Origin of the sequence: Paenibacillus sp. FSL H8-0048 (genome assembly GCF_038002825.1) — a bacterium.
Lineage (GTDB): Bacteria > Bacillota > Bacilli > Paenibacillales > Paenibacillaceae > Paenibacillus_AQ.
This window is the reverse complement of record NZ_JBBODF010000001.1, coordinates 6,107,520-6,132,074: the sequence shown is the minus strand read 5'-3', so window position 1 is coordinate 6,132,074 and position 24,555 is coordinate 6,107,520. Positions and strand designations below refer to the sequence as shown.

Sequence of the window (24,555 nt, the reverse complement as noted above, 5' to 3'; positions counted from 1 at the left end):
ATAATCCGTGAACTACAGGCAACCCATTTGCATTATGGTAAAAAATTAGAGACCCTATTGGTCTCATAGGGTCTCTATCGTTTCGAAATCATATTTGCTTAGCCGCTGTCTCTGCTGTTTCCCAAGCTTTGAAAGCATATCATTGCTGCCCGGTGAGCATCAACCATCACCTAAACCGTGCCCCATAGTTTGAATAAAAGATTGAGTGCTGATATTTGCTACGAGCTCAGTAGTACCAACTGGTATAATAATTGCAATAGCCAGACTACAGGAAGCTAGAAGTTTGATAAGTTTCCTTTTCATGTGAAACCTGCACCTCTCTAATTAGAAGTTTGTATTGCTCTTTCTCTTCTTCATCTGCCAGATGCCGATACTGTTCGAATAGATCAACACATTTGAGAAGATTGCTTTCGTTATTGATTCTAGCAGATGATTCCATACTTTGCAGGATGAAGATAATTCCTTCTTTGCGCTTATTATGTAGATAATAGAATGCCATTTCAGCAAGAAACCGCGAGTACTGGTAGGCTATGACTTGTTTGTTATGAAGAATGCCGTACTCTACAAGATTTGTCCGGTAAGGAATATAGGAAGCAAATCGCTCCAGAATATAATCAATATTCCAATCGTAGCGGTTAGCCGACAAGATAATATTGTATAACGCTATAAATATCTCATCTGGTCGATCGGATATATATGCAACATAGTCAGAGAGCGCCTCATATTGTCCTCCCATTACCCGATAGAGCAGTATGTTTGCCGTACCCCACTCCTGGAATTGAGCCACAGTCCGCTTCACTTCTTCATTGTCTTCCTGTATCCAGCTTCCATCCATATAGAGGGATACCCAATCTAATGCCGATGGGTAGTCTCCCATTTGCTCAGACACATTTGAACGGATGAGCTGTGCGTACAGGATGTAGAAGTACAGGGGTTTCTCAGGTTTTTTCTCGTTACTCATTCTGCGGTCAGACTGACGCTGGAGATTATAACGTAGAGTCGCTAATTGCTGCATTTGCTTCGCCATCTCATCTACCTTATGCCACTTGTTCAATGAAACATATACATGAGCGAGATGCTTCAACCCGTCCAATTGATCCGCTTCATCCAACCGGTCCAGGTAACATTCGAAGAGATGTGCTGCCTGTAAATTCCGTGTCTGATCATCACCAATGGCGATACGGAACAGACGGTATTGGCACAACGCGAGTCTCTCGGAATTCTGATACTTCTCACTGACACTCACATTCTTATACAGCAATTCGGCAGCTTGCCACAGCCCCTCTTGAAACAGGCCTTCAGCCACTTCGAACAGCATGGGGGCATAAACCAGATTCTCCAGCAGATTCTGAACCACCTGTTCAACACAATCTAGACGACCCAGCTCAGCGGAGCGCACAAGAAATGGCCGCAGACGCCGCCAGGTGGGCGACGAGAAAAAGAAACACTCATCCACATATAAGCTGTAGAAATGGTCTTCCGGTAGATCCATCGCCTTGGTGATTCGCTCCAGATGGTTCATAGCAATGGGCTGGTGACCACTAAGTATCCGGCTGAGCGTTCCTGAATTAATTCCGGATTGTATGGAGAATTGATGAATAGACATTCCCCTCTGCGACAAATGCAACGCTAATAGATCGCGAATCATAGTTCGAGTAGTAGGGACCACGCAAACACCACCTAACTGGAATCCAATATAATTTCTTTTATAGTTGTAATAATATGTCACATTATTCCAATGGTCAATAACATAGATTGCTGCAGATGAGTATAATCCGTGAACTACAGGCAAGAGGTTTGCCATTATGGTAAAAAAATAGAGACCCTATTAGTCTCATAGGGTCTCTATCGTTTCGAAATCATATTTGCTTATCCGCTGTCTCTGCTGTTTCCCAAGCTCCACCCACGCCGATCCGCAACATCCCGGTAGAACCTAACGGTATCCATCGCGAAGGTGTCGTGCCTTATCAGCGGAACCAGCGCTTAATCTGCTCAAGCGACCCCTTCGCTTCAGAACCATTGTAGCTGAAGGCATTGCCAATCATCTTAATTCAGGTTAAAAAAAGAAGAACGTTTCAATTGTGAAACGTTCTTCTTTTTTAAAATTTGTATTGTTCCAAAAAAGTTGTTACAGAATTAACAGCTCTATTCAGTTCTTGAAACTCAATGGGTTTATCATTAGATATTATAGTTATTTTAATCAATATATTATTATAAGATAGTATACATTCGTTAAACTTTTGAAAGAATGGATTTTCTCTAGAAGTCTCTGTAGATGCTGGCAAGAAAATCATATCTTTACCTACTGAAGAGTGTAAATAAATCAAATCAATTAGAGCTAAGTTTTCATTCTTTATATTCGTATAAATGATTCTTTCTTGTGTTTCTTGATTAGTTTGTTCACCTGTCAAAGTTAAAATAGATCTCGTACCAAATGACGATTCTTTGTCAATTGCAACCAAGTTAACATTATCAGTTTTTTCAGTTATTTCCGAATCTGCTATCTTAAGTTCTTTTATCATATTATCAAATAAAGATCTGTACTGATTATAGGATATAGGTGATTCACCATTCTTGAGTACTTCATCATGAGATTTAACATCACAGGAAGAAACGGTTAAAGCTACTAGTATAACTAAAAGAAGAGGTAGAGTTCTTCTATAAAACTTAAATTTTATGATCTGCATAGACATACTTTGTAACTGAATCATTAACAGCCCAACCAGACTCACCTGTGTAGTACAATCCAACTAAAGAAGAAGTGCCTTTGATATACTTTTTCCATCTCGCTTGTCCTTGACCATAACCGCCACCTTGATATTTAGTGAAGGATGCAGCCCATCCTGAAGGAACATTTACTGGTCCCATTTCAATAGTTGTACTAGCGTATGATGTTTTAGATTTACTCCAATTTCCACCTAATGAAACTGTTAAACTAGACAAAAATTTCGGGCCAAATTCAGCTTCAGCTGAAATATTGGCACCAACTGACCATTGCGTTGTAATTGAGTTTTGTTGGGTGTATTTTAGTGGCAATGGTTGAGAACTATGGTTATCAATAGACACTTTAGAAACATAAAATCTATAGTCATCTAGTTGTGTAGAACTTAAAGTCCAGCCGTCAAAAGCGTAAGTATAGTTGCTATCGCTCCAAGATTGTGTCCCAATAGTGCCCTTAGTTGCATTTCCTAATGCAGAAGGGACAATGTACGGTACTGTTTTTTTATTACCATTTAGATCAACTTCCCAAGCAGTAGGGGGGGCAGGTTCGTATTGCTTCTGACGTTCAATCTCTTGTTGATCAGGAACAGAAGTAAATACGTTAGTTGGTGAAGTGGTTGAAGTATCAACATTTGTACTGGATTCAGCATTAATGCTGGCAGGGTAAATAGAGCACAAAAGTCCAAAGGTAGCTAGCATTGTCAAAGCTTTCTTGTTCATAAATACACTCCTGATATTGTATTTTAGATTGGAATGTTTAGAAAAAACCATTTTTCGGTTTAACAAAATATTCCACTAATGATCTTGATTATACATGTAATATCGTAGAAATCAATCCAAAAGATAGTATTTCGTTGTTAGTTCTGTGTCCGTTTGGCTTCTCCCTCCAACTGTTCCCTAAGGTCGCACACTAGCCTTGTATTTTTTTCACATATCAAAGAATTCGAATTCACTCTCTTGACATCGTGTAGCACCATACACTGTTCCTATAAAGGCCATACGCTTACGGAATCCTGGCGAATCTACCTTCATTATTACTACAATATCGATAAAGATCCCAATTCAGAAAGAAATCCGGTGTATTGGTTGGCTATGACTTGTTTGTTATGAAGAATGCCTTACTAATTAACATTCTAATCATAGCGGTTAGCCGATAAGATAATATTGTATAACGCTGTAAATATCTCATCTGGCCGGTGGGAGATATATTCAACGTATTCAGAGAAACCTCATGCCACTTGTTCAATGACACATATACATAAGCAAGATGCTTCAATCCATCTAACTGATCCGCTTCATCCAGCCGATCCAGGCAACATTCGAAGAGTAGCGCCGCCTGTAAATTCCGCACCCGGTCATCACCAATGACGATAGGGAATAGACGGAATTGGCATATCGCGAGTCTCTCGGAATTCTGATACTTCTCACTGGCACTCACATTCTTATATAGCAAATCGGCACTTTCCACAGTCCCTCTTGAAACATTCCTTCAACCACTTCGAACAGCACGGAGACATAGACCAGATACAATGGGTTGCTGACCACTAAGTATCTGGCTGAGCGTCAGATTAGTATAATTCATGAACTACAGGCAACCGGTTTGCCATGATCGCAAAAAAATAGAGACCCTATGGGTCTCATAAGGTCTCTGTCGTCTGATATCATATTTGCAAAGTCGCTGCCTAGGCTGTCTCTGCTGTTTCCCAAGCTCCACCCACGCCGATCAGCAACATCCCGGTAAAATCTGACTTGTTTCTATCGCTAAGGTATCCGCACTTCTTTTGTTGTCAGACCTGCCTTATCGACGGAACCAGCGCTTAATCTGCTCAAGCGACCCCTTTGCTTCCGGGCCATTGTAGCCGAAGGCATTGCCAATCATCTTAATATATTCGTTAAAAGTCGTCTCCCGGCTATACCGGTCACTCCACCACGCCTTCGCGTTATAGCCCGAGTCCGCCCCGATATACGTCAGCTCAATCCCCGACTTCCTATACACATGATCGAAGATAAACTTCACCCGCCGCATATGAAAATCCGACGACACCACAATCGCCGACTTAAAGCCCTTCTGCTTCATGATTGGGAGCGTGAGCTGCGCGTTCTGGTAGGTACTCTCCGCAGCATCTTCCGTCAGAATAGAGGATTCCGGGATGCCCAAGGAAAGAGCCGTTTCGCGCATGTCACCGACAGGACCTGCTCCTTCCTTAGCGTTAGACAGCAGGAGCTGCGGAGCATAGCCATTTTGAAACAGCTGAACCCCTTGCTCCACCCGCCCTCCCCCGCCACTGAGGATGATGATGACGTCTGCTTGCTTAGGAGCCTCGGATACGTGAAGGAATCGCCCGGCGCACAGGAACAGCAAGAGCATTAACAGAAGGGGCAAGTACAGAAAGAGAATTCTTTTTCTACGCTTGCCCATCTTGGTCCTAGTTAGGTTACGGCTCATAAGCTACTTCCGGTACTCGCCGCTAAGAATCTGTTCCCACCACTGTGCATTTTCCGTATACCACTGAATGGTCTGGGCGATCCCGGTCTCAAACGTGTACGTAGGCTTCCAGCCCAACCGCTCCAGCTTCGTTGGATCAATCGCATAACGTTTATCATGACCCAGCCGGTCAGTAACGAATTCAATCAAATCCTCAGATTTCCCTAAGGTATGAATAATCGTCTTCACAACCTCAAGATTGGTGCGTTCATTATGCCCGCCTACGTTGTACACCTCACCGCTTACGCCCTCATGCAACACCAGGTCAATCGCAGCACAATGATCCCACACATGCAGCCAATCCCGGATATTCGCGCCATCTCCATAGACAGGAACCTTCTGTTCATTCAGGACCTTAGAGATCGTAAGGGGAATGAGCTTCTCCGGGAAATGGTACGGGCCATAATTATTAGAGCAGCGGGTAATGTTCATCGGCAAGCCGAAGGTCTCGTGATACGCACGGACTAACAGATCGGACGACGCTTTGCTTGCACTATAAGGGCTGTTAGGCTGCAGCGGGGTCTCCTCAGTGAAGAATACAGCAGGGTCCCAGTCCAGTTCACCATACACCTCATCCGTAGACACATGAACGAACTTGGTCACTCCAATCGCACGGGAAGCATCCAGCAGCACCTGGGTTCCCATCACATTCGTACGGACGAATACCGCCGGATCTGTAATAGAGCGGTCCACATGACTCTCGGCTGCGAAATGAACCACATAATCAAATCGCTCCTCTGCAAAAAGAGACTGAATAGCCTCACGGTCCGCAATATCCGCCTGAACGAAGTGGTAGTTATCCCGGTCTTCAATCTCCTTGTGCTTAGAGAGGTCACCGGCATAGGTCAATAGATCCAAGTTATAGACATCGTAATTGGAGTACTTATCGATCATGTACTGCACGAAGTTCCCGCCAATGAAACCGGCACCTCCGGTAACCAGCAATTTCTTTCTATTCATCAATTACACCTCAGAATCATTCAATTGGATTTCGTTCTGCTTCAGGGAGTATAGGTAAAATTCAGAACAGCATCTTGCAGGAGCGGAGCCTGCTCATCTTTGCCGGAGAGAACGGGGGTAACGTGGAGCGGCCACTCAATCCCGATAGCCGGATCATTCCAGAGAATGCCGCCATCACAGTCTGGAGCATACAGCTCATCACACTTATACTGAACTTCAACATCCTCGGTCAACGTCATGAACCCGTGGGCGAACCCCTTGGGAATCAGCAGCTGCTTCTTATTCTCTGCGCTTAGTTCAACACCAAACCATTTGCCGTAAGCGGGACTGCCTGCTCTGACATCCACAGCCACATCGAATATGGCCCCACGGGTACAACGTACCAGCTTGGTCTGAGCCTTGGGATTGAGCTGATAATGCAGGCCGCGCAAGGTGCCTTTAACCGCAGAATAGGACTGATTATCCTGGACAAAAGCAATATCAATGCCCTGCTCTCTGAACTTCGCAGCACTGAACGTCTCCATGAACCAGCCCCGGTGGTCTCCGAATACCGCAGGTTCAACTATATACACGCCTGGAAGCGCCGTTTCTGTTAACTTCATATCCTCTACACCTCTACTGCTTAATATTGAATTTTTCCGGTAGCAACCTTAATCAGGTATTGGCCATACCCCGTCTTGCTTAGCTTCTGCCCGCAACTCAGCAGGTGCTCCTTCGTAATCCATCCGTTAATATATGCAATCTCTTCCAGCGCGGCAATCTTGATCCCCTGATGATCTTCAATCGTCCGTACAAAATTGGTGGCATCCACCAGACTCTGATGAGTCCCCGTATCCAGCCAAGTGAAGCCGCGGCCCAGGAGTTCGACATCCAGCTCTCCCATTCTAAGATATGCTTCATTAATGGAAGTAATCTCAAGTTCACCCCGGGAAGAAGGCTGCACGTTCTTGGCAATCTCCACCACACGGTTATCATAGAAGTAGAGGCCCGTAATCGCATAATTAGACTTAGGCTGTACCGGCTTCTCTTCCACACTCAGTACCTTACCTTCATCATTGAACTCCACCACACCGAACCGTTCCGGATCTTGCACATGATACCCGAACACAGTCGCCCCCTGCGCCTTCCCGGAAGCACGCTGAAGCATCTTACGGATGCCATTCCCATAATAAATATTATCTCCAAGAATCATAGCCACAGCGTCATTCCCAATAAACGATTCGCCCAAAATAAAAGCCTGAGCCAAACCGTCAGGACTGGGTTGTACTATGTATTGTAGAGAGATCCCAAACTGAGAACCATCCCCCAAAAGACTCTCAAACCTCGGAGTATCCTCAGGAGTGGAGATGATAAGGATATCTTTGATTCCCGCAAGCATTAGAGTAGATAACGGGTAATAGATCATAGGCTTGTCGTAAACAGGCAGTAGCTGCTTGCTGGTAACCATGGTTAATGGGTAAAGACGGGTGCCTGAGCCTCCGGCTAGGATTATGCCTTTCAAAATAAACCAACCCTTTTCAAATTTTTAATAAACAAAATAAAAACACTTCAAGAACTCCTCCCAGTAGTAAAATCACTTGTTACATCTTTGTTAAAGTCTCAAAGTTTAATGGTGAATTTAGCCAATACCTCTATTTGTATTCCACTTTAGTTTTCCCAACTTCTATAATATTGGCAAAACATAATGCTATATCACCCGATGATCAGCGGTCTACTTAACATTAAACCCTGCCTCCAATAAAGCAATACAAGTATGCGAATCTATGCAATCCACACCGACTGTCACTGTGATAAGCACAAGAACCTCCTAATTAATAATTATCTAATCTATCATCAGACAGATTCTGAAGTCTACTACAAAGAATTATAAATAGAAACGAGCGCACTCCCCTTAACAATTTCATAAAAATAAATTTAAAGTATTGAGTTTCGTTAAAATTGTTTAAAGAGCATTCCTTCCTTAATAATAATTCAATTACGTAGTGTTTTTTTCAAACGCAGCTTATGAACTATTTTTATCATTAAGGAATTAAATTCTTTCGTTTTTTTAAACATTATTAATATAATTACATTAGGAACAGTTATACTAATCATCAATTTCAACATAAAATCTCCAATTGTATTTTCTAATGTAATAAAAGTTCCTATCCTGTATGTTATTCCTACAACTATTAAACTAAGTAAAGTGTAAACTAATTGTTTTATATAAAACTCTTTGGAACTTTTTTTAAATACATATTTATATACATTCCATGGAATAACATAGGTTGGTAGTAGTGTACTTAAAGAAGTAGCTAAAAATATTCCAGTCATACCCATATTTAATCCACCTGCTAAAATTATAGCTAAACACAAATTTACTAATGCTTCAACAACTATCCAATATTTAAAAAATGGGTAAGGACTATAAAGACCAGCGGCACTTTTTACTAATTCTACTGCACTTCTCATTGAATCAGAATAAAAATTATAAACTAAAATGACTACTATCACCCCTGGAAGTAACATACTACTACCAATCCACAAATGAATAAATGGATTAATTAAAAGTAGAAGGGCCGAACTACAAAAGGTTGAAAGCCAAAAGTTGATAAAAAACATAATTTTAAATATTCTATCAGCATCATCAAGCGTTGTATCAGAGGCCAACAAGTTACCAAAACTTGCTGTAGTTCCTACAAATACTTGTGACAGAAATCCTTTAACTGCATTAAGAATCATTGTATAGTTAGAATATAAACCCACAGTAGTTACATTTGTGAAAATAGACAATAGTAGATTGTCTGTACCAAAAATAAAGTACACGGAAATATTAGCAAGCAATAACGCCTTTATATTTTGTATTATATTTTTCTTTACTTCAGGGTCTAATGGTTTTTTTGAAGCACCTCTCAAATATGGATAATTTTTATTCGTAATATAATAAATAATTAAATTTAACCCTACTCCAAACACTAATTTAATAGATATAAAGAGAATGAAATTTTGTGTTAGATACACAATAGATACTTGACTAAAAGTCAACACAATTGAATACAATATAGTTAATTTATTAAGAATTGAGGCTTTCTGGTCAGCAATTAACAAGGTTCTTCTATAGGCTAAAAAGTACGACATCATTGTATCAACCAATAAAATTAAAAATATTAGTCTTATATATGACGAAGAATAACTAGATTCAATTACACTGCCCATAAATGGTAATATTAATAAGCCTATAACTAATACTGTTAGAGCAACATATTTGTAAAATTTCGCATACAATCTAATAATAGTCTTAACCTGATCTTGATCATTTTCACTTAGCGGTTTATACAAACTATAGGAAATTGCTATACCAATCCCCATTTCAACTAACCCCAACATAGATATTATGTTCGTCAAAACACCATGTACCCCTAAAATCTCCACACCCATGAAATCCAAGAAAATCTTTCTAGAAATAATATTTAGTCCAATTGCAACAAATTGCAATATAATACCACTGACAATATTTTTAAGTGAATTATTAACTCTCATTTTATCCTCTTGTATCTTTTTTAATTAATGGCAAACTTTCAGGGGACGTTATAATGCCTAAATACTGCTCATAGCAATTTGTTAAATGTCCTACATCAAGTGCTTGAATCCCCTCTTTAGAAAGATCAAAAGCTAAGACAGTTGCAGTTGGTCCAGCAGCAATTAAAAATAAACTATCCATTTTTTCTAATAAGCATTTTTTTAAGGTATTTTTGTAATCACTAAACGCATTAGTCGGTGAGATCAGAATTGTTTTTTTGCTGGACACATTATCAAACAATGGACTATTAATATCAAATCTACCGCCTTCACCATATACAAAAACAACATCCCTATTACTCCATATTTCTTGAATTATATTAATATTATTTTCATAAAAGACAGCATCTCTTGATACAAAAGAGTTTCCGTAATTATCGTTCTTTAAAAGAGGAGCTATGTTTTTATACTTCTTAAGCCAGTACCATTCCCAAAAAGATAATTTCCCAAAATAATTCTTTATATTATTATAATTTGAATTGAAAGGAGGAATACATATGATTACATTATCTGATCCTTTATAACTAAGAATTTCAGTCAAACGATTCGTTAACTCATTACTTGGATTTTGATAAGGATCTAACTTATTTTCTTGATTGCAAATATCAAATTCCCCATCTCCAAACCTAGATATTGATGCTTTTTGACTTACAATCAATTGAATAGTTTCTGCGGTAGACAAGACCTCAGGAAATTTATCATTTATATTTTTTAATATTTCCTTTTCAGTTTTTGAAATACGTTGTAAAAATATTTTTGCAATGGTTTTTATTCTCATCTTAATTTTATTCATCATAACCATTCTCTTTCAAAATATTAGTAAGGTAGTTTTTCAACTCATCATTTTTTACTATTATATTTTCTTCGATAAACTGCTTATGATATTTAGAGGCAATTGACTTATCATATTCTTCATCCAAATTGAGAGTTCCTTCCTTCCAACCTTCATAAAAATATCTCCAATGTTCTCCAATATTATTCTTGAGTTTACTATTCCGTTCGTATGCCTTACCGCCATTAATCATTTTATTTTTAAAATGTTCCAAACTCCTAATACTAAAATGGTATATTTTTATGTCCGAACTAATTTCTTCTCTTTGTAATTTCATTTTCACAAAATGATTTCCAGTAAATATTTGCTTATAACCCTTTGATCGATGAATTACTTTCGGTATTTGTTTAGTAAAAATATTGAATTTTGACAAATTATAATTCTGCATAGAATTATCAACATTTTTTTCCACTAACCAATCACTTAAATAAAATTTCCCCACTTCAGTAGGAAGCATATTATAAATGTTGCATTTAATCACATTTGAATTAGAATTTTTAATATACTTTTTTAAATTCCCACTTTTACTATACCAAAACTCATCAGCGTCAGCATTAATTATCCAGTCAGCTTTATACTTATCAGCAGCCAATTTAATCATTCTATCTACCCACTCTTGTTGAGAAATATCTTCTCCTTTCTCTTCAATTATCTCCTTAATCCAACCTTTATCTTTATATTTTGACAAAATCTCTTTAGTCTTATCTGTTGAATTGTTATCTGTTACTATAAAACTATCTACTCCCATACTCTTATGAAAAATTATATTTTCCTCTATAATATCTTCTTCATTTTTCACTAGTAGTGTCATTACTAGTTTCATTTCATTGAATTTGGGATGTATTAACACTATATTGCTTATTTTATTTTTAAACCCTCTTAACGCAATTCTAACTTTCATTAATTTCAACTCCCTTGGAAATCTACGGCTAATTCCACTCACAAACTATTTCGCTAGATATAAAAGTTTGATTTTCTGCAATGCATATTTTATTTTCAAATAAAATTTCATAAAATACAATTCAAATTTCGATTTATATACAGGCTCAATATCACTTGCTTTTACTTTATATTTTGCATATAAATTTTCATGATTTTGGACTATTTGTTTTATCATTTTTAATCTTTGCTCTAAGTTCCCAGTAGAAGTTTGAACATTGCGAGAAAATGATTTAATACGATAGAAGAAAAGAATTTCGTTAATTCGAAAAAATTCATTCTCATTTTCAATCATAGATAACCAAAAATCCCAATCTTCATATCCATAAATCATATTACTGTTATAACCTTTAGTCCGGTCAAAATCAGATTTTCTAAACATCGCACTACAAAAAACCAAATTTTGTTTAAGCATTTTGCTTACAGAAAAATCATCTAAAACAAAAATACCATTTTTGTAGCCAAAACATTTACCGATGCAATACACTATATTTAGTTGGCTGTTATCATCTAATATTTGTACACATTTTTCAATATAGGTAGCTGCAATTTTGTCATCGCCATCTAATGGAAGGATATAGTGCCCCCTACAATTCAAAATCCCATTATTTCTGGCATTACAAACACCGTTGTTACTCTGATTGATTATTTTTATATCCTTTCTAAATTTCTCTAATTCATTTAGAAAATTTATAGTTATTTCATCAGTAGAACCGTCATTAACAATTATAACTTCGATATTTTTGTAGGTTTGCTTATCTATACTATCAATACATTCTCCTAAATATAGACCTTGGTTATAACAAGGAATAATGATGCTGACAAGTTTTTTCAATTGAATCACTCCGAATGAATCTTATTTATTCTGCAGAATAAACCTTCACTTTCTCACATTCGATATTTGTATTTACATAAGCGACCTGCAAAATTAGTAAAGGTAAAAACAAGATTAACAATCTATCGAAACTATATAAATAGGGATTAGTGGCATTAGAGAACATAAAGGTAGAAAAACCAACTAATACAGTAAAACAAATTATTTTAAGATTATTATTCAACTTTATTAGTTTTATCCCTTCAACATATATCCAGATAATTTGCAATAAAAAAATTAAACTTCCAACAAGACCTCTTTGCATTAACAAAGCAAGGTAGGATAACTCGTAAATCCCTCCTAAGTCATTTCTAGTTGGATTAATTGATATTGCTGCATCTCCCCAACCTAAGAGAGGTTTATAGGTCCAAGTTTTTATTAAATCTTTAAATTGATTAATTCTTATACTGCCACCCGAATCTATAATTCCACTGTTATTAATAATATTTTCAGAAGAAAAAGATCCTGAAACTTTTTCGAACAAAAGTTTAAAGTCGACACCCAAAAAAGTAACCAGAAGAACTATGAAAAGTAGTGAGTAAAATACAATTAGCATTAACTTCCTTTTATCGATGAGAATTTTCGATTTATATGCTAGAAATATTATTACCATGGGAGTAATGATTAAAGTTATAATAAAAGCCGTTCTTCCAGAGAAAACTGCAGATAAAACGCCTAAAAACATTAAGATCAAATACATATTTTTCCTTTTTGTATTTTTCTCTCTTATTAAATAGGTTGCAAGTATCATTGGAACGAAAAAAATAAAATAAGAAATGCTCTCGCTTGAGTATTTAATAAAACCTAAATCCATTCCACCTATATTTTCATTAATGTTAAAGAAAATATTTTTTGGAATAAAGCCAATATATCCATTAATAACAAAAACATAAACAATATTGTAAATTAATGTGATAGAAAAAGATGCAATACTAGCCTTAATAACATACTCAAAATATTGAGAATTGCTAATAACTATTATAAAAATAAAATAAATTATAGGATATATAAAATAGACTCCAAATAAATTCAATGGTTGTGGGTTATTATTATAAATTGAAATAAAAGTAAATATAGCACTAGCAGTTGTGTATATATAAAACCATTTAAATACTCCTGGATGAATTTTTATTGTGCTTCTGTGTTTAATTAAATAAAGTATGCTTATTACCATAAAAATAACAACTAAAGCAATTTTCATTTTCATCATCTGTGCAGGAGCAAAAATCATTAAAAATATTAAGCTGAATATCAAAAATTTTAAAAGATTAAATTTATCAATCAATTTTGCTATTCTCCTTTTGATATTTACTCAAGAGAAATATATAAAAAATAATTGTCTCTAATAAGGAATTTTTTTTAACACTAAATTTATATGCTTTAATAACTCGGATAAAAAAATCACTTAGTAAAATGTTTTTATACTCTAGCAATACTTGATTATTATCTTCTTGATACTTGGTAATAAAATTTAAGTTTTGTTTAATTTGCTGTTCATAAGATGAAAATTGGTTGTTAATTTTTTTAATTTTTGATTTTAGACTTCTATTATTTATACCTCCCGTTACATTTGCTTTATGCTGTCTATATAACATTGTTTCTTTTTCTATATGATAAATTATTCCTTTGTGGGCAGCATGAAGGGCTAACCAATAATCATGATTTTGAGCTGCTTTACTTATAGGATAAGCTTCATTTATTAATGCACTATTAGCGATTATGGTGCAACCCCATATAAAATTAAAGCTTAACAGTGTACGAAGATTTTTATTTTTAGGATTAGAATTTTTTATGTTTAATGGCTTAAGATCTTCAGTAACATATTTCAATTTTGAATAAGCAATAATAGGTACATTTTCGCCATATCTTTCTTCAATATTTTTTATATTTTTCAAAGAAATCTCTATTTTAGAATCAAGCCAAATGTCATCTTGATCTGCAAACATAATATATTTTGAGGAAAGTGAATCTTTAATTAACTCATTAAAATTTAAAACTGGACCTAAATTTTTTTCTCCACTTATAAATTTAATTCTAGTATCTCTTAGACAGTATTCTTTTATAATGTCTGGAGTATTATCTTTTGAGCAATCATCTCGAATCACCAGACACCATTCTTTATACGTCTGCTTGATAATACTATCTAATTGTTCTCTTATAAATCTCTCGCCATTATATGTAGCCATAAGAATTGTAAGCGTTTCTTCCATAACAGCCTCTTCCTTATACCTTTTCATTTAAATTATGGAGATTAAACGGAAAAGTTGATATCTCATTAAAATAAACCTATTTATTCCATTATAATTCCCAACCATGAATGATTGGAATTAAATTTTCTATTGAAACTAAATACCTCTTGAATTTTCAGCATTCCAAAAATTGATTCGGCCCATTTTTGTGAATCATTATGATCTACAAAGGTAACACCATTATATCCTTCCAATGCTTCTCTAGCATATTCTAAGTCTGATGCAACTATGGGCTTTAAGAGTGAGGCTGCTTCAACTAATGGAAGACCGAATGTTTCAATATAGCTAGGGAAAGCAACTAAACTACAATCTTCATAGTATTTCATTACTTCTTCATGTGGCAGATTACCTACAAAAGCAATTTGATCATCTACGCCAACTTGCTTTGCTAAGTGTTGTAGTGCAATTGCGTATTGACTTTCTAAAGATAAAGTGAACATAAATATTAATTTAATCCCATAATATTGTTTAATTATAGATGCGGCTTTTATTAAAACTTGATGATTTTTATAAAATTGTCCTGATGCAGGAAAGAAAACAAAACTATTTAAATTGTTGTTAATGAATCGATTTTCATTAGCTTCAACATAAGGCTTAATGATATATATATTATTCTCTTTTATATTATGAAGATCAGAAACTCTTTTTTTCAACCACTCACTTTGGACAACAATTTTTGTTTCTTTAGTTAGTGAAAGATGAATCAAATATTTGTAGATATTTCTGTAAAACCAATAGGGTCTCTCTTCTTTTTTTGACAATTTCCATTTGTACTCTTTATAATATGGTAATGATTGATGTAAATAAACGACTTGTTTTATACCCTTGAAATTATAAACTCCTGTATTTTGCAATGAAAGTATCAATGACGGAATTATTCCATTCTTCTTGCTCCATCTTTTCAAACCATAAAAATCCCAATAAATTCTAAAAAACCAATTTTTGGAACTGTTCAACACAATCATCTTAATATTTTGATTTTCATATTTAATTAAATCATTGGAAGAACAAAAAATAAAAAAGCTAATTTGTTTATTTTTTTGTGCAACTTGTTCAATAAATTGTTTAAGAATTGTTAATGCTCCTCCACTACTAGCTGCTGGATTATTAACAAAAACTATTTTATTCATTTATAATTTACCTTTCAGAATAGTCATTTTATTGGATTTTGTTCCACACTGTTTGATTGATAACTCTAACGAAACTTTGTACAATTTTGATCACTTTTACAGAAAAATTACTATCTTGATAATCATCTGCTAATACTATTTTCTCATGATTTTTCTTCATTGAGATTGCAAGGTTAATAGACTGCTCAATACTTCTATTATTTATCCCCCCTATTATGACTGTACCTTTATCAAGAACCTCTGGTCGTTCAGTAGAAGTTCTTAGTAATATACCTGCAAAATTCAACATAGCACTTTCCTCAGAAAGAGTGCCACTGTCAGAGAGAACACAGTAACTATTCTTTTGCAATTTATTATAATCCAAAAAACCAAATGGATTCATAATTTTAACTAAAGGGTGAAATTGAAAGTTTCTACTTTCGATATATTTCATACTTCTAGGATGCGCAGAGTAAATGACCGGAATTTGATAACTTTCGGCAATTTTATTGATAGAGTCCATTAATGAAATGAAGTTATGTTCATTATCAATATTCTCTTCACGATGAGCTGAAACAATTATATATTTCCCTGACTCTAGATTTAATCGTTCAAGAATATTACTTGCATCGATCTTATCCATGTGCGCTTGAAGAACTTCCTGCATTGGGGACCCAGTAACAAAGATATGCTCTTTACGGAATCCTTCCGATAGAAGGTATCTCCTGGAATGCTCTGTATAAGGCAGATTAATATCCGAAATATGGTCAACAATCTTACGGTTAATTTCTTCAGGTACATTTTGATCAAAGCATCGATTTCCTGCTTCCATATGAAAAATCGGTACTTTAAGCCTCTTTGCAGCAATCGCACTAAGTGCACTGTTTGTATCACCTAAAATCAGCAACGCATCAGGCTTTTCCTTTTCTAAAACTTCAAAGGATTTTGCTATTATATTCCCCATCGTTTCCCCTAGATTTGTTCCCACTGCTTCAAGGAAATAGTCAGGTTGCCGAAGTTCAAGTTCGTCGAAGAACACTTGATTTAATGTATAATCCCAGTTCTGTCCAGTATGAACAAGAATGTGATTGAAATATCTATCACAAGCTTTAATACACTCAGACAAACGAATGATCTCTGGTCTAGTCCCCAGGATTGTCATGACTTTAAGCTTTTCCATTTATTAAACCTCCAAATAATATGTATCTGGTTTCTCAGGGTTGAACAGTTCATTAGCCCAAAATAGGGTTATTACATCAGTCGTACCTATATTAGTTATGGAATGTGTGTATCCAGGCGGAATATCTATTACCCGTAGTGATAAACCATTTACCGGATATTCTAGGGTTTCTTCTCCTTCAATCTGACGGAATTTCACGACAGCTTCTCCTTCAATAACAAGGAATTTCTCCACCTTAGTATGATGCCAATGATTCCCCCGTGTGATGCCTGGTTTGGTACGAGATATAAATACTTGGCCAGAATGTTCAGTTTTAATGAACTCTGCTAACCATCCCCTATTATCATGCTTCATTTCTAAGTCATACCCGAAATCATTCTCAGGCAGATAAGATAGATAGGTACTATAAAGAAAGCGTTCAAAATCATTTTTCAAATCTGAAATAACAAGTGTATGCCGGCTTGATTTAAAGGAAACTAAGCAGGCTTCAATATCTTTAAGCTTAACTTTGAAGGAACGGGAAATATCATGGTAATCACTTATATAGGATGCGTCTGGATCATCCATCGAACCTATGAATGTTTCAATAACATCATCAATATAAACTAATGTAACTTCTGCATCAGGATTATTTACCTGTATCGGTATTTCTCTGCTAATATTGTGGCACCAAGTTGCGATAACAGAATTATAATTTGGTTTGCTCCATTTTCCAAAAACATTAGGCAACCTGTACACAAATGTATTTACTCCTACATTATGACCATAAGCAAAAACCGCTTCCTCTGCTGCTCGCTTGCTGCTCCCATACGGGTTATCTTGTTCCGCTTGAATTGATGAAGAGAGCAATATAGGAGTCTTTTTTTGATTCGAGGATAAAATATTTATTAGATATTGGGTGTAACCCAAATTTCCCGTTATAAATTCCTCAGTATTCTCAGGTCGATTAACACCGGCAAGATGATAAATGAAATCTGCTTTTAAGGCATATTCTGCTAATTCCTCAAGTGAGTTTTTGGAGTCGATCCTCATAACTTCAACGTCTTCTCTTCTGCTTAAAGTAGCGACCAAGTTACGTCCAATAAATCCATTAGCACCTGTTACCAAAACAGTTTTCATTATAGAATTCCCCTACCATTTAGTTCATTTCGGATTAAATCTAGACTTAACAAGAGTTCTTTTATTCCTTGAACATCTAATCTTTCTGTATTATGCGAATTGTATTCCCAACCTTCAGAAATTTCTCTATTACCTTCTTCAAAGAACTTGTCATAGTTTAAATCTCTTGTGTCTGCAGAAATCCGATAATAGCTGCCTAAGTCATTAGCTTTAGCCATTTCTTCACGCGTCAGCAATGTCTCATATAACTTCTCACCATGTCTGGTTCCAATAACTCTTGTGTGGCTATCTGATTGAAATAGTTCTTTCAGGGCGATAGCCAATTCCCCTATTGTTGAAGCAGGGGCTTTCTGAACAAAAATATCTCCTTGTGCAGCTTTGTTAAAGGCAAACAATACTAATTCCACAGCATCCTCTAAGGACATGAGATATCGTGTCATATCAGGATCAGTAATTGTTACATCCTCATAATTTTTGATCTGATCAATAAATAATGGAATCACAGACCCTCTAGAACACATCACGTTTCCATAACGTGTTCCACAGATTAATGTATCTTCAGGAGATACCGTTCTCGATTTAGCAACCATTACTTTTTCCATCATTGCTTTTGAAATACCCATAGCGTTGATAGGATATACAGCCTTATCTGTCGATAAACATACAACTTTCTTTACTCCAAATGCTATAGCTGCATTAAGAACATTCTCAGTCCCAATAACATTTGTTTTGACAGCTTCCATAGGGAAAAATTCACACGAGGGCACTTGTTTTAGTGCAGCCGCATGGAACACGTAATCTACATTGTGCATTGCAGATGCCACACTGTTATAGTCACGAACATCTCCTATGAAGAATTTAACTTTATCGTTTCTTAGTTCCTTACGCATATCATCTTGTTTTTTTTCATCTCTGGAGAATATTCTAATCTCGCTAATTTCTGTGTCTAAGAATCTCTTTAGAACTGCATTCCCGAAAGAACCAGTCCCCCCAGTTATCAATAATGTTTTTCCAGTAAACATACCAATACCCCGCATCCAATTTTCATTTAATGAGCAACAATGATTTCATAAGTTTTATCCACTGTAAAGTTTTCTTCCAGGTATCCCCTTCCATTTGAACCCATCTCCAGACGTAACTCCTCATTGCTATTCAAGCTAATTATGTTGTTTCTGAAACTATCTAAATCTCCACTCTCAGACCACAATCCACATTTTGCTTCGTACAGCATATCCTTAACATCCGTATTGACATCTGTTGCAGCTAAAATCGGTATTCCGAACTCCAAGTAAGAATTGATTCTTGAAGGGAAATTAGGAATTGTAAATCTTTTATCCAAGAATACTAGTCCGACATCACTCACAGACAAAATCTCATCAAATTCATTCTTAGGCATGAATTGTTCTAGCCTAACATTAATTTGATTACTCAAAGCTATTTGTTTCTTAATCTTATCGAACTCAGTACCTGAACCTATTATTAAAAAATATATATTTTTCAAATCTTTTATACTGTCTAAAATATCAATTAAAAAATCTACACCCTGTGGCTTTCCTAAATTGCCGCCATAAATATAAACAACAGAATCTTTAGGAATCTTGTACTTAATTCTTATGTCCTCTTTTTCTTTTAAAGAATGACTAGGTATGTCCACTGGTTTAATAGAGTTAGGACAAACCTCAATCTTACTACTACTAACTTCATTATTATGATTAATTACGTAATCCACATTTGCCTTTGACATGCATCCAATATTATCAGATATTTGGTAGAGACTCTTTTCTTTATTTCTGAAGTAATACCTTATCAAGCTTTTCTCTTTAATAATTCCTAAATCAACCGCATTCTGCGGGAATATATCCTTCAATAATAAATAGGTCTTACTTCCATCTCTTTTTTTGAAATATTCAACGACTTTCACAAAAGTAATTGGTGGAGTTGAGTAGAGTATTAAATCAAATTTAATTTCTTTAAAATACTCTTTTGCTGCCTTTATAAACTGTCTTTCAATTAACAAAGTAGATATTCCTTTTTCAAGGAAGCCTGTTTTAGTTACATTCCCTGTTCTCACTCTTAATACTTGTATTCCATATTCATTACTTATTTCTGTTTCTTTATCATATCTTTTCTCGCGCTGACAAATAACATAAACTTCGTCTCCACGATCTTTAAACTCATTCATTAAGTCAACGTATAAATTTCTAACGGCTCCCCCTTCTGGATAAGCCAGTGTAAGAAACAGCACTTTCATTGCTTCACCGATTCAAAGATATCTTTAAGTGTATCTATAACTAGTTCTAGCTGTTCTAAAGTCATGGAAGAGCCTGAAGGAAGACAAATTCCATATTCAAACAAATTGTTACCAATACACTCTGTTTCACTGTGATAGAACATAGGTACATCTATGAAAATCGGCTGCAGGTGCATCGGTTTCCACAATGGTCTAGATTCAATATTTTCCATCTCTAATTTATTGATTATATATTCAGGATTCAATTCAACATTTTCTTTCAGAGTCAGCACTGTTAACCAGTAATTAGGATTTCCTAAATCAGAGATTGGCATAAAACAGATTGGTAATTCTTTAAGTTTATTTTTATATTGTTCGAATATAAACTTTCGGTTATCTATAAAACTATCCAAAGCCTGGAGTTGCCCTCGGCCTATTCCCGCACTTATATTGGAAATTCTATAATTATAACCTACCTCTTTATGCTCATAATGCTTTGCTGGCTCCCTAGACTGCGTGGCCCAGAAACGCATTTTCTTAATTGCTTCTTCATCGTTAGAAACGATCATTCCACCGCCAGAGGTAGTGATAATCTTGTTCCCGTTAAATGAAAAGATACCAATGTGACCAAATGAGCCGCACTTTTTCCCCTTGTATGAGGCTCCGAGGGCTTCTGCTGCATCTTCAATGACTGGTACACCATAATGCTCACAGATCGGAAGTAATGCATCATAATCTGCACTTTGACCATATAAATCTACTATAATAACTGCCTTTGGCATTTTATTTTCTTTTTTGGCCCACTCGAATGCTTTCTCTAAAGCAATGGGTGACATGTTCCAAGTTTCCGGTTCGGAATCAATGAATACTGGATTCGCATACTGGTAAAGAATCGGATTACAGCTTCCTGCAAAAGTTAAATCTGAACAGAACACATAATCACCAGGACCTACACCAAAGTATTTCAGTGCCAGGTGAATTCCTGCTGTCCCCGATGACAAGGCAAGCCCATGCTCCATGCCAACATAGTCGCAGATCTCTTCTTCGAACTTATCAACGTTAGTACCTAAAGGAGCAATCCAGTTACTATCGAATGCCTCCTGTATGTATTTCATTTCATTTCCACTCATATGTGGAGGTGACAAATAAATACGCTCCTGCATTACGTTTCATCTCCAAAGCATTTTTTTATTTGTGCTGGTACACCTGCTACCATTACACTATCAGGAATATCATTAATTACTACAGCGCCAGCTGCAACAATCACATAGGAGCCTATAGTGATATTATTTACGATCTTCGACCCTACACCTAGCCAAGTGAAATCATTAATTGTAACTGTTCCGCTAACATTCGTGCCAGGAGAAATATGAACCCCGTTCCCAATCACACAATCATGATCAATCGTACTTGAAGTATTGAGGATGCATCCCTTTGCGATTCTAGCGTTTGCATTGACCACAACACCAGCAAGTACTACAGTACCGGACTCAATTTCACAGAATTTACTTAATATGCTGGAGGGATGAATTATTACAGGAATTTTGTAGCCTGCTTGTTCAAGTGTAGTCAGCCAAGTCAATCTACTGTGATTATTCCCAATGGCAACGATCGCACTAGAATATGTCTCTTTATGGTTAGGATAAGTATCGAAACCCCCAATAACAGGAATCCCTATTACCTTATTAAGAGTACTATCATTGTCTAAAAAAGCTATTTCATCCCATAGACCAGTACGCAAAGCTGTTTCTGCTACAACCTTACCATGTCCTCCAGCCCCCAAGATCAATAAGTTTCCCAATGAATTCACCTGGCCTTGATAGAATAATCAGCTTTCAATTGTATTGCCACCGGTAAAGACTGGCATCGTATCTGTCTGAGAATTGTTAACTCCTTCTCTAATCAAAACATTCTTAACCGTTTTCCAGAAAATCCTCATATCGAGCTTTAAATTAATATGATCAACATACCAAACATCATAATCGAACTTTTCTTGCCAGCTGATTGTATTTCTTCCATTCACTTGAGCCCACCCTGATATTCCTGGTGTAACTTCATGTCTACGATTTTGTTCAGGTGTATAATATTCAAGATATTTGACTAGCAGAGGACGGGGCCCAATGAAGCTCATATCCCCCTTAAGAATGTTAAACAATTGGGGCAGTTCATCAATGCTCGTCTTACGCAAAAAAGAACCTACCTTAGTCATTCTTTGAATATCGGGCAAAAGCTCTCCGAGCTCATCCGTCTCTAGAGACATTGTCCTAAACTTATAAACCGTGAAGATTTTGCAGTTTTTCCCTGGGCGTTTTTGCTTAAACAAGACAGGCCCCTTAGAGCTAAACTTCACAGCTATAATTGCTGCTATCATAAAGGGGGAACTTAATACAACAAGCACACATGCAATGAGCCAATCAACAACCCTTTTTACTACTAAGTATGGCCTCATTCACTATCAACCTCTGTTTTCAGATAATGAAAATAGCGGATGTTAACCCGCCATCTTCTCGACAATCCCTCTTTTTTGATAAAGCAATTCAACACCTGCTATTTCCCCATACCCTCAGCGATAGCTCTTCCCTTATCCAGGTCAGCCTCGAAGGCCGCTCTATACTGAGCAATAATAGCCGTGCTATATCCATTACTGTTTAGTTTTTGTTCAGCGTCAGCGATTATACTGTTAAATGAGGCTTTAAAAGAAGCTAGTTGCTGTATCCCTTTTGCCTTGATACTTTGCTTGGTTCCAGCATCTGTAGCACTCATATATTCAAAGGCAGTTGCTAACAATGTAGAGGTGCTCTGCGACTGTAGCGAGCTCAGCTTCGCCTCAGTCTCACTAGTGATACTCTCATAAGAAACCTTACCAGACCCTGTTCCTGCCGATCCTGAGCCGCCTGCTGCTCCACCTGGTTCAGCCGCTGGAGTTGCTGCCGGTGCCGGGGTTGCACTTGCAGATGGGCTAGCTCCCTTGTCGGTTGGTTTCGCAGAAGCTGTATTTTCTTCGTAGTCTTTAGAATTTGCTGTTATGGTCTTTGTTTTTGGATTCCAGCTAATGGAATTTCCTACAGATTCCGATAAGAATCTTAGAGGGACATAGATCGAGCCGTTCAGTAGATAACTAGATTGGCCCTTGGGTAACGCCTTCGTGCTCCCGCTAAATACATAACTTGCATTAACGTTGTTCAGGGTAATATTTTTGGCTGCAAAAGAAGGACTGGAAGTCGCATTCATCAGGTATTCCTTAATGACTACCATCTCTGAGCTGCTTGGCTCAGCCACGGTTACTTTCAGATTCTTGGCATCCCAGCTCACGCTCTTCTGCAAGGCATAAGACATGAAGCGCAAAGGAACATAGGTGGTGTTATTGTACATGAACACATGTTGTCCGGCTGGCGGCTGTAGTGCTACACCATCGAATAGCATGGTCACATCCACATTCTGCACTTTGATAGAATTGGACGCTTTGATGGGCGCTGCTGTTGCAGTGGTTACAGGAGTTGCTGCTGCTACTGTGGTAACTGGAGCGGATGCTGTCAGTGGCTCACAGCCCATTAAGGCTACGCTCAGAAGTGCTGCTGCTGGAATCTTGATCTTGAACATGCCTATTCACTTCCTTTTTCTTGGGCTTTGAGTTGTTCTTCTTCAGCTAAGATCTGATCCCGGGTCTTGCCTTGGCTGACGCCGTATTTCTTGGCAATCTGAGCTAATTCGTTATATTGCTCCTCTGAGACTTTACCGAGGATGATGCTGCGGGCTTCCCGCTTCTCCTCAGTTGTTAGTCCGCCTTTGGCTAACTCTTGCAATCTCTTAATATCTGATACACTGAGCTGTGAGGCTACGATCGCTGCCACATTTGCTTTATCTGTGATCGTTACGTTCTCTTGAACTTCCTTAGCCTTGTCCGTTGAAATATGTGCTAATCCATCAACTCCTGCGGGTGTGGGGACAGGTATGCTTGCGGGTTTGTCAGTACTTACCGGCTTATCCTTGTTTGCAGCTGCCGGAACAACCGTATTACCAGATACAGGTGTGCTATCTGGTGCAGAGCTTATTGCCGGAGCAACAGAAGCTGCTGGCTCCGCAGACGGATCACTATCTGCTACTACAGGCTCAGTCACTTGTCCTTGAGGGACACTGGTCGTATTACCAGCTTCCATATCGAAGCCGCCCGACATTGAGTTCATCAGCTTATCGACAGCATAATTAGCCGCGAACACTCCGCCAATACCTAGCACCACGATGACCGACAGCGTCCAGATCAATACTTTTGTCCATCTTTTCACTTCAGGTACCTCCACA

General features: G+C 36.9%; 23 protein-coding genes. All 23 read right to left on the bottom strand.

Annotated features, from left to right (window positions below; translation table 11 throughout):
• Positions 1-265: 265 nt before the first annotated feature.
• Positions 266-1,606 (bottom strand): transcriptional regulator, encoded by a 1,341-nt coding sequence (locus NSU18_RS26625; RefSeq protein WP_341150475.1) that lies wholly within the window; start codon positions 1,604-1,606, stop codon positions 266-268.
• Positions 1,607-2,099: 493 nt separating this feature from the next.
• Entirely contained in the window at positions 2,100-2,693 is a 594-nt protein-coding gene (locus NSU18_RS26620; RefSeq protein WP_341017142.1) for a hypothetical protein, read from the bottom strand.
• Positions 2,668-3,441 carry a hypothetical protein gene (locus NSU18_RS26615; RefSeq protein ID WP_341017141.1) on the bottom strand — a complete coding sequence of 258 codons (774 nt, stop codon included), beginning with the start codon at positions 3,439-3,441 and terminating at the stop codon, positions 2,668-2,670. The genes NSU18_RS26620 and NSU18_RS26615 overlap by 26 nt, the downstream gene beginning before the upstream one ends.
• 1,078 nt (positions 3,442-4,519) lie before the next feature.
• Entirely contained in the window at positions 4,520-5,140 is a 621-nt protein-coding gene (locus tag NSU18_RS26610; RefSeq protein ID WP_341150474.1) for a YdcF family protein, read from the bottom strand.
• A gap of 30 nt (positions 5,141-5,170) precedes the next feature.
• Positions 5,171-6,166, bottom strand: a complete 996-nt coding sequence (gene rfbB / locus NSU18_RS26605) for a dTDP-glucose 4,6-dehydratase (protein WP_341150473.1) — start codon at positions 6,164-6,166, stop codon at positions 5,171-5,173.
• Positions 6,167-6,207: 41 nt separating this feature from the next.
• Entirely contained in the window at positions 6,208-6,768 is a 561-nt protein-coding gene (rfbC, locus tag NSU18_RS26600) for a dTDP-4-dehydrorhamnose 3,5-epimerase (protein ID WP_341017137.1), read from the bottom strand.
• Between the two features lie 20 nt (positions 6,769-6,788).
• Positions 6,789-7,667 carry a glucose-1-phosphate thymidylyltransferase RfbA gene (gene rfbA / locus NSU18_RS26595; RefSeq protein WP_341150472.1) on the bottom strand — a complete coding sequence of 293 codons (879 nt, stop codon included), beginning with the start codon at positions 7,665-7,667 and terminating at the stop codon, positions 6,789-6,791.
• A 470-nt stretch (positions 7,668-8,137) separates the two neighbouring features.
• Positions 8,138-9,685 carry a lipopolysaccharide biosynthesis protein gene (locus NSU18_RS26590; RefSeq protein ID WP_341150471.1) on the bottom strand — a complete coding sequence of 516 codons (1,548 nt, stop codon included), beginning with the start codon at positions 9,683-9,685 and terminating at the stop codon, positions 8,138-8,140.
• A 1-nt stretch (position 9,686) separates the two neighbouring features.
• The gene (locus tag NSU18_RS26585) at positions 9,687-10,502 is read right to left on the bottom strand and encodes a GT-D fold domain-containing glycosyltransferase (protein ID WP_341150470.1); all 816 of its coding nucleotides are present in this window, start codon (positions 10,500-10,502) and stop codon (positions 9,687-9,689) included.
• Positions 10,503-10,509: 7 nt separating this feature from the next.
• Positions 10,510-11,457 carry a glycosyltransferase family 2 protein gene (locus tag NSU18_RS26580; RefSeq protein ID WP_341150469.1) on the bottom strand — a complete coding sequence of 316 codons (948 nt, stop codon included), beginning with the start codon at positions 11,455-11,457 and terminating at the stop codon, positions 10,510-10,512.
• 45 nt (positions 11,458-11,502) lie between these two features.
• Positions 11,503-12,339, bottom strand: a complete 837-nt coding sequence (locus tag NSU18_RS26575; protein ID WP_341150468.1) for a glycosyltransferase family A protein — start codon at positions 12,337-12,339, stop codon at positions 11,503-11,505.
• 16 nt (positions 12,340-12,355) lie between these two features.
• The gene (locus NSU18_RS26570) at positions 12,356-13,654 is read right to left on the bottom strand and encodes a hypothetical protein (RefSeq protein WP_341150467.1); all 1,299 of its coding nucleotides are present in this window, start codon (positions 13,652-13,654) and stop codon (positions 12,356-12,358) included.
• On the bottom strand, positions 13,647-14,579 hold the full coding sequence (locus NSU18_RS26565) for a glycosyltransferase family 2 protein (RefSeq protein WP_341150466.1): 933 nt from the start codon (positions 14,577-14,579) through the stop codon (positions 13,647-13,649). Before NSU18_RS26565 ends, NSU18_RS26570 begins: the two co-directional genes overlap by 8 nt.
• 80 nt (positions 14,580-14,659) lie before the next feature.
• Positions 14,660-15,748 carry a glycosyltransferase gene (locus NSU18_RS26560; RefSeq protein ID WP_341150465.1) on the bottom strand — a complete coding sequence of 363 codons (1,089 nt, stop codon included), beginning with the start codon at positions 15,746-15,748 and terminating at the stop codon, positions 14,660-14,662.
• A 28-nt stretch (positions 15,749-15,776) separates the two neighbouring features.
• Complete coding sequence (gene wecB, locus NSU18_RS26555; protein ID WP_341150464.1) at positions 15,777-16,907, bottom strand: non-hydrolyzing UDP-N-acetylglucosamine 2-epimerase; 1,131 nt, start codon at positions 16,905-16,907, stop codon at positions 15,777-15,779.
• 3 nt (positions 16,908-16,910) lie between these two features.
• Positions 16,911-18,026, bottom strand: coding sequence for a polysaccharide biosynthesis C-terminal domain-containing protein (locus NSU18_RS26550; RefSeq protein WP_341150463.1), 1,116 nt, complete (start codon positions 18,024-18,026; stop codon positions 16,911-16,913).
• On the bottom strand, positions 18,026-19,048 hold the full coding sequence (locus NSU18_RS26545) for a polysaccharide biosynthesis protein (RefSeq protein ID WP_341150462.1): 1,023 nt from the start codon (positions 19,046-19,048) through the stop codon (positions 18,026-18,028). The genes NSU18_RS26550 and NSU18_RS26545 overlap by 1 nt, the downstream gene beginning before the upstream one ends.
• A 26-nt stretch (positions 19,049-19,074) precedes the next feature.
• Positions 19,075-20,208 (bottom strand): glycosyltransferase family 4 protein, encoded by a 1,134-nt coding sequence (locus tag NSU18_RS26540; RefSeq protein WP_341150461.1) that lies wholly within the window; start codon positions 20,206-20,208, stop codon positions 19,075-19,077.
• 65 nt (positions 20,209-20,273) lie between these two features.
• Complete coding sequence (locus NSU18_RS26535; RefSeq protein ID WP_341150460.1) at positions 20,274-21,419, bottom strand: DegT/DnrJ/EryC1/StrS family aminotransferase; 1,146 nt, start codon at positions 21,417-21,419, stop codon at positions 20,274-20,276.
• On the bottom strand, positions 21,419-22,066 hold the full coding sequence (locus tag NSU18_RS26530) for an acetyltransferase (RefSeq protein WP_341150459.1): 648 nt from the start codon (positions 22,064-22,066) through the stop codon (positions 21,419-21,421). The genes NSU18_RS26535 and NSU18_RS26530 overlap by 1 nt, the downstream gene beginning before the upstream one ends.
• 18 nt (positions 22,067-22,084) lie before the next feature.
• The gene (locus tag NSU18_RS26525; RefSeq protein ID WP_445321874.1) at positions 22,085-22,627 is read right to left on the bottom strand and encodes a sugar transferase; all 543 of its coding nucleotides are present in this window, start codon (positions 22,625-22,627) and stop codon (positions 22,085-22,087) included.
• A gap of 176 nt (positions 22,628-22,803) precedes the next feature.
• Positions 22,804-23,856 (bottom strand): stalk domain-containing protein, encoded by a 1,053-nt coding sequence (locus NSU18_RS26520; protein ID WP_341150457.1) that lies wholly within the window; start codon positions 23,854-23,856, stop codon positions 22,804-22,806.
• Positions 23,857-23,858: 2 nt separating this feature from the next.
• Positions 23,859-24,539, bottom strand: coding sequence for a hypothetical protein (locus tag NSU18_RS26515; RefSeq protein ID WP_341150456.1), 681 nt, complete (start codon positions 24,537-24,539; stop codon positions 23,859-23,861).
• Positions 24,540-24,555 lie beyond the last annotated feature (16 nt).